General features: G+C 62.8%; 7 protein-coding genes. 2 read left to right on the top strand and 5 right to left on the bottom strand.

Annotated features, from left to right (window positions below):
• Positions 1-293: 293 nt before the first annotated feature.
• Positions 294-545, top strand: a complete 252-nt coding sequence (locus tag CHR90_RS00615) for an antitoxin (RefSeq protein ID WP_094406676.1) — start codon at positions 294-296, stop codon at positions 543-545.
• Entirely contained in the window at positions 542-853 is a 312-nt protein-coding gene (locus tag CHR90_RS00610) for a type II toxin-antitoxin system RelE/ParE family toxin (protein ID WP_094406674.1), read from the top strand. Before CHR90_RS00615 ends, CHR90_RS00610 begins: the two co-directional genes overlap by 4 nt.
• A 54-nt stretch (positions 854-907) precedes the next feature.
• On the opposite strand, the gene CHR90_RS00605 is transcribed toward CHR90_RS00610, so the two are convergent.
• The 5 genes from CHR90_RS00605 to CHR90_RS00585 all read right to left on the bottom strand — a co-directional run bounded on the left by CHR90_RS00605 (position 908) and on the right by CHR90_RS00585 (position 7,182).
• Positions 908-2,371 carry a GumC family protein gene (locus tag CHR90_RS00605; RefSeq protein WP_094406672.1) on the bottom strand — a complete coding sequence of 488 codons (1,464 nt, stop codon included), beginning with the start codon at positions 2,369-2,371 and terminating at the stop codon, positions 908-910.
• Positions 2,368-2,811, bottom strand: a complete 444-nt coding sequence (locus CHR90_RS00600) for a hypothetical protein (RefSeq protein WP_094406670.1) — start codon at positions 2,809-2,811, stop codon at positions 2,368-2,370. The genes CHR90_RS00605 and CHR90_RS00600 overlap by 4 nt, the downstream gene beginning before the upstream one ends.
• A gap of 185 nt (positions 2,812-2,996) precedes the next feature.
• Positions 2,997-5,282, bottom strand: coding sequence for a hypothetical protein (locus tag CHR90_RS00595; protein WP_094406668.1), 2,286 nt, complete (start codon positions 5,280-5,282; stop codon positions 2,997-2,999).
• On the bottom strand, positions 5,279-6,433 hold the full coding sequence (locus CHR90_RS00590) for a glycosyltransferase (RefSeq protein ID WP_094406666.1): 1,155 nt from the start codon (positions 6,431-6,433) through the stop codon (positions 5,279-5,281). The genes CHR90_RS00595 and CHR90_RS00590 overlap by 4 nt, the downstream gene beginning before the upstream one ends.
• Positions 6,430-7,182, bottom strand: a complete 753-nt coding sequence (locus tag CHR90_RS00585) for an acyltransferase (protein ID WP_094406664.1) — start codon at positions 7,180-7,182, stop codon at positions 6,430-6,432. The genes CHR90_RS00590 and CHR90_RS00585 overlap by 4 nt, the downstream gene beginning before the upstream one ends.
• Positions 7,183-7,202: the final 20 nt, after the last annotated feature.

The following is a 7,202-nucleotide window of genomic DNA, read 5'->3' as shown; positions in this document are numbered from 1 at the left end:
GCCGCTTTTCGTAGGCATCCCGCCGGTTTCCCATGTGAAAGGGGAGGAGATAACGCCTTGATTCTGCGTCACAGCGAGGAGCAGCGAACCCTAACAAAACGCCTCCAGTTTGTCCCGTTATGCTTTGATTTAAATAAATTTTTTCTCTCCACTTAACGTGGAATATGATGTTCACGTCCACCGCAAAACTGAACTGGGGCATTTGTCGTAGGATAGTCGGCTAGTCGCGGGCAATAGTCCAAAACCCGCATATGTGCTAATGTGGGGGTACGTGAATTGAGGGGAGGTATCCCGTGAGCCGTTTGACCATCGACATAACGGAACATCAACATAAAAGCCTGAAAGCTCTGGCGGCCTTACAGGGTAAAACAATCAAGCAATACGCTTTGGAACGCCTATTTCCCGGCGATACCGACGCCGATCAAGCCTGGCAGGACCTTAAAACCGTGCTCGAACGCCGTATCAACGCGGGCCTCACCGGAAGCCTGTCGGCCAAAAGTATCGGCGAAATTCTGGATGAAGAGCTGACCGAGCGCGGCGCGTGAGCGCCTACGTCCTTACAGCGGCGGCAGAAGCCGATCTCCGCGCGATTGTCCGCTATACGCGCTCTCACTGGGGTGCAGTTCAAGCACGCCGCTATATCGCAACCTTGGAACTGGGTATCGGGCGCCTCGCTGCCGGGCAGGGCGCTTTCAAGGACATGAGCGCGCTCTTTCCGGCCCTGCGGATGGCCCACTGCGAACATCATTACGTATTTTGCCTGCCGCGCGAGACTGGGCCTGCGCTGATCGTGGCCATCTTTCACGAGCGGATGGACGTCATGATGAGACTGGCAGGCAGGTTAGGCCCTTAATGTCCGCCGTTACCAGTCAACCAATTATCTAACGCGCCGCCTATTCTATAGTGGCTATTGGGGGGAAGTGAGGCGCGGTAAGCGGCTGAGGAGTGGCACCCCTAACCCAATTTCCACCTGTTCGCGCCGCCTTAGGCTGCTATCGGCCAGTTCTGCTAAGAAGGCCAGGGCCGCCCCGAGGCCGATCCCGCCAGCGATCCCAGCCAAAATGAATAGAATGGCGGGCGGGGTTGTTGGCGCCGAGGGCTCGGTCGGCGGATCGATCATTTTCACGCGCTCCGGCCCCTCAAAGCGGCCTAGGGCGCCGGTGATGCGGGCCATATCATAGCGCTTGGCGAGACTGTCATAGGTTTCGCGAGCGGCAAAGACAGCACGCTCTAACCGCTTTTGTTGAAGCTCGATGGCGCCATAATCCGCTACCGATTGCTTGGCGTCAGCAACCGACTGTTTTAGCCCTTCTACTTCGCGGGTAAGACTATCCCGCCGGGTTCGGGCGTCTTCAAGCCGCTGCATCTGGGATACCAGCAGCGGGGCAGCGGCCCGTCCCGATGCGGTCGCGTTTGACGCGACCTGATCAATCGCCCGCTCCACATCTTCTGGGCTGAGTTGTTGTGCGGCGGCGATGAGCGCCCGGCGCTCATCCTCTAACCGCCGAAGTTTGCGAAGTGCCGCCTGAACATCCGAATGATCGTCAGTGTAGCGTGCCCGCAAAAGCGCGACTTCGCCAGAGACTTGTACGATCTGTTCTTCCATCTTGGTGATAACCGGATTGGTACTGGCCAAGCGGGACCGAAGATCGTCAAACGCCGCCTGCGCTGCGCTTAGGTCAAACTGCTTTTCTTCGAGCGTGCGTTGGAGGCCCGTTAATCGTTGAACATTGGCGGTATAGAGTTCAGGGAGTTTGTCGGCGTTTTTTTGTTTGAAGGTCGCCAGCTCATCTTCGGCGCTGGACAGAAGCCGCCGCTTTTCGGCGATTTCCCGGTCGAGGAAGGTGACAGAGCCTTCAATGGACGAGCGTTCGGGGGCCAACAGCCTATCCACAAAACGGTCTGCAATGCTCGCCAGGATCCGGTCCAGCCCCTTGGGCGACTGTCCCTTCAATTTAAGTTCAATCAGGTCGCCACCGACAGTGCGGGCCGTAAGATTGCCCGAGAGCGTCCGAATAGCATCGTCCCGCACCCTTGGCGATGAATCTGGGGAGACAAGCTTCTGATCATCGACAACGGCGCCCAAGATATGCTCGCTATGCAGCAACGAGATCAGCCCCTCCTTGCGGTCCTTGAGGTTGGGGCCAATGGCAAGATCGTTCAAAAACGGATTTAGCTTCGCCGGCTCCTGCACCAGCATCACCATGCGCGCGTCATAGCTTTTCGGCAGCAACAGGCTGACGCCGCCCGCCAGCAGCGGCATCACCACGACCGGCACACATAAAAGATACCGGCGGTACCAGGCCGCCGAAACGATCAAGTGCAGAATATCCCCCACCGAGCGGCGGGGAAGGGCAAGGGGGGCCGTCATTCGTTGCTTCCCGTGCCCGCACTGATAACGGCACTATCCGGCGGGAGGGCCGGGCTATAGCGAAACTCTGTTCGGGCAATCAGATCGGCGGGCATTCGGCCCCGAAGATTGTTTTGACGTTGGACAATCAAGGCCATCGCACCGGGCGTTTTCGCGCCGCCAACCGGACCTAAAGCGATTGTCATCGGGCTAGGTTGCATCCGCAAGACCAGCAGCGCGCCTGCAAGCCGTTGGGCTTCTTCCTCGCGCAATGCAGGGGCGTTTTGTTCGAAACGCAGCGTGATTTTGCGGGGCGCTTGGGCTGGCGGGGCGCTTGGGGCCGCCGACGACGGCGCTTCCCCACGGGCCTTGGCGAGCATGGTTTCGACGCTGACAGGGCCACTCGGTTGATTAGTGCGATCCTCGTGCTGCAGCGTCGCCCGTACGCCGGGGGGGATCATCTCCACCGGACTCCGGCTTGCGCAGCCTGAAATGCAGATTGCAACGATCAGCAACGCCGCGCGCCCCAAAGGGGGCATGGGTATGTGCATTCTGCAATTCATCATGGCGCATCTCCCACAGCAGCCGAGCTTTCGCCACTCTCTCATCAAGCGGCGTGCCATTTAAGATTAGTGCGCCTGTCGTCTTAGGGCTTCAAGCTCTGCCGGGCTTGGTCGCGGAAACTCTCGAAAAATTGCGGCGTCGCGGTGGTGCGGGCAGCCCCCCAGCGGTCGCCCAAGTGATCGCGGACATCCGCCAGAATGCGCTGCGCGGTGGGCGTATCCGTCGCGGCCAAGGTAGCGATCCACCGGCTGTCCTGCACAGCTTCGGCAAGGTCGAGAAGCCGGGCATCGATGCCCGGTAGAGCCGGGCAGGCTGTTTGCCGGGGCAAGAGAAGCGTGAAATCGGCCTCCCGCCCGTCGGTGGGGTCGAAGGGATCGGCGGTCGGCATTTGGCCGTGCCACTGCAGATAGCCATCCGCCCCGGTCAGCCAGCGCCAAACGCCCGCCGCTAAGCGCGGATGGTCGGCGTTATAGATCCAAAGATGGGCATTCGGCCGGGTCAGCGCCGCGCGTGTCATGCGCAGGGTGGTACGGTCAAGGCCAAAACCCTGATTAACCAGCGCCATATCGAGTTTCGGTAAAAATGCCCGGTCGGCGGGTGCATTCAGATGTGCGGCCAGCCGAAGATCGGGGTAGGCCCCGCGCAGCGTTTCTGCTGCCGCAAGATCATCCACCCCATGCTGGGGGTTCGACGGTTCGTCGGCGACGCTCCAGAAAATCTCGTGCTGTAAGCCCTCGGCAATATACTCATCGAGCGCTTTGACGCGGCTTAGGCTCCCCTCGATCCCTTCTGCCGCCAGGGTCCGCTTCAACCCGGCATAGGCAAGCCAGGGGGGGGAACTAGCCGCCAGCAGGCGGGCGATCCGCTCGGGGCGCCGCAGATCGAGGGGCGGGGCGAGGGTAATCAGGCCTAAACGGCGCAGAAACTCTGCATCGCATTGGTACTGGGCGTCACTGGGATCCTCCCCCACCTCGGCCCGCCAGACCTGCAACGGTGCATCGTCAAGATATAGCCCAACCCGGGGTTCTGCTGCCCCAAGCTGGCCGGGCAGAATATGGAACGGCAGGACTTGGGTCGTTTGATCGACAAAACGCAGCCGAAGCGAATAGCGGCCCGGCGCAGCATCGGCTTTCGCCGTTAGCCACAAGGTAATCTCACGCGGGGGCCCGTCTATCCGGCCCTCTAGCGTACCGAGTGGCACCAGATTCCGGGCTGTAGGGATCAGCAGTTGGCTGGCCGCTTGCACCCGGTCCAAGGTCCAACGGGTTTCCCAAGCTTGAACCTCGGCGGCGGCGGGCGGTTCCACGGCAAGGGGAATACGGCCAGGCGGCAAGGTTAACCGCAGGCGCCGAGATTCGCCGCGCGCAAGCTGCGGGTCGGCCCAGGCGATAGCGGGAGCGGTTTGTGACCAGACGGGCCAGTCCGCATCAAAGGCCGCTGCCCGCTGCCGATCAAGCTGCGCACGGGCGGCCTGCCCCTCGGTGGTTGCGGGAACCAGGGTAAGCCCCGCAAGATAGACAGGGGTGGGCGCTTCGAAACTCACCGTCACCGGCTCTCCAGCCGTGGTGACGAACGCCTCAACAGGATCACCCCGCCGCGCCAGAAAAGCCTCCGAGGCCGAGGTAAGGGCGGGACTATCGCGCGCCCCAGGGGCGAGATAACGGCGTGAAATCCAATCCTCCAAACGCGCATTGCGCTGATCGGCGATTTCACCATTTACCGAGATGGTTCGGACCAAAACCCGGGGTAGGGTTTCCCACTCGCCCGGATCTTCCAGCCAGAGTTTTAGATGCCAGCGCCCCGGCGGCACGGGGAGGGTTAGGCGATCAATACCAACGATCCCATCGGCCAACAGGCGTTCGCTCCCTGCCCGCCGAACGGCAACCAAACGCGTTCCGGCAAGGCGGGTGTCGTCGGGGGCAAGACGCTCAAAACCCAAGGCTGGCGCCTGATCCGCCGGGCCAGCGTCAAGCGCTATTCCCCCGGCAAAGCGCGGTGGGGCAGGCACGAGCGCGATATCGGCATCGACGGCACCGGCTGGCTCTGTAAACAAAAACAGCCTTTGGGTTTGCCGGAGATCAAAGGGTTGGCCGTTGGAGCGCTTTATCGACCCCGCCGGAAGGCGCAGTGAAAAGGGCCCCGGGGGCAGCAGCCGTTCTTCATTGACCCGGCTACGGTAATTAACCGAGTCGGCGGCATCGAGCCTTAGAATAAGCGTGACCGGCTGGGGCGCGTGATTAACGCCGGTGATCAGCATATCCTGTGCGGCAGCGTCCACGGGGAAAGGCTGATCCCGATAGAGCGGCAACGGCGCCGCCACACTCGCGCCCGCCCAGGCCGCCAGCAGAAGTGACACGAGCGGTCTCATTGCAGGGCATCCAGGTAGGTGCGGATCATTGCGGCCCGGGCCGCCCAGCTTTCCCCTGCTACCCGGTGTTGCCGCGCCTGCGCCGCCCGCACCGCCTGATCCGCCGGAAGGTTTTGAAGGCCCCGCAGATAGGCCGCCGCGTCCGTCACGCTTCGGGCAATGTGCGCTTCCGGGGAATAGGCCCGGGCGGCAGGAAAGTCGGTGGCAATGCAGGGTGTCCCGGCCGAGAGGTACTCCCGCAGTTTTAAGGGATTGCAGGCTTGGATTTGCGCAGTGTCGCGGAAGGGCAAGAGGGCGGCGGTCCAGGCCTGGACATAGGCGGGTAGGGCCGCGTGGGGGCGCGGGCCGAGCAGACGCACATTCGGAAGCTTGGCGAGACGCGCCAGCGCCTGAGCGCTTTCGGGCTTCGCCGGGCCGATCAACTGCACCTCCCAGTCCGGCAAAAGGCGGGCAAGCGCACCCAGCCAATCCCAGTCGATCCAACCGGCGAGACTGCCGTAAAAACCGACCGTGGCCCGGTCGGTCGGAACATCGACCGGGCAGGGCTGTGGCGTTCCGAACATCTCGGTATCCGCCCCGTGCAAGACCACGCGGGTTTTCGCGTTGGGGAACTTCGCGGCAAGGTCGGGGCTGCTGACGAGAATAAGGTCGGCCCGATGGGCTAATTCTTCCTCATATGCCGTGACGGCGGCATGATCGACCCCCTCGAGCGCGCTAAAATCATCGCAGCAGTAGTAAACGGTGGCTGAAACCGAGAGATGATCGAGAACCGGGGTCGCGGTCGGGAGCGACGTCCAAAAAATCGGGCGGGCCGCCAGATTGCTCTCCAGCAAGGCGCGGCGGATTTGGCGGGCCAGCCAGCGGCCCGCGACAGCCCTCTCGAACCCGGGGCGCGGCACGGGCGGCGCGACCGGGGCCAGAATCCGGTGGGGGCGTGGCCCGGTCGAAACGGGCGCAGGCGCGCGGGCACGCGTTGCGGCGGCCAGTTTCGTCAGCAGGCGCCGCCCATCGCTCAGGCGGGGGCGGCGTAGCCCGAGGGAATTGACCCATAGGATACGGTCCCCACCCGCAAGAAGGGCCTTGGCAAGATGCTGGGTGCTGGACGGCAGCCCCCCCCAATCTTCGCCAAACATCAGCAGATCCCGGCTCATGATGCGGGCCGGTCGGCGGTAAGCGGACGGATGACCCGGGCCGGGACGCCCGCCGCCAGAACCCCAGGCGGCAGATCATGGGTTACAACGCTGCCCGCCGCAACGACGGTGCCGCGTCCGATCCGAACCCCCGCGCTGACCGTGACGCCGGTCGCAAGCCAGACCCCTCGTTCCAAGATGATATCGCCAACCTGATCTTCGGTATCGGGCAACCCCCGAGCCCGCGCGTCGGGATCGAGCGGATGACCGGGGTATCCCGCCAGAAAGTTCCGTCCCGCTAAGCGCACATCGTCGCCAATCACGATCTTGCGGCCAACGGCGAGGGTTGTTTGCCACCCGATGTCGACATTCCGCCCGACGATCAAATAGGGTGAAGGGGCCCCTGCCGGGCCGTGGGTGCGGCCTGTTATGGTGACTTGACCAGACAGTCGGCATTCTGGCCCCAATTTGACCCGGACCGGGCCGAGGACAAGCGGCAAACCGCCGTAGAGATAAAGATGGCGCCCGCTGCCCGCTTCAAGCCGTGCCCGAAACATCGGGGTCCACCAAAGAACCCGGGTGAGGGTGGTCAACAGTCCTCGACCGGCATGCCAAAGGGTCCAAAGACCGCGATGCACACCGGGGATGACCGGCAGATGCGCCGTTAGAACCGTTCGCCGAAGGGTGCGCACCAGTTTTGCGGCAGGATGGCCGGAATGCCGGGCCCAGGTGCGCAACGTGTGAGACGAGGAGACGAGGGGTGTTGTCATGGGGTCCTCCCTTATTCTGC

It is taken from the genome of Elstera cyanobacteriorum (assembly GCF_002251735.1).
Taxonomy (GTDB): domain Bacteria; phylum Pseudomonadota; class Alphaproteobacteria; order Elsterales; family Elsteraceae; genus Elstera; species Elstera cyanobacteriorum.
Note: the sequence above shows the minus strand (reverse complement) of the source record. Positions and strands in the feature narration are given on the sequence as shown.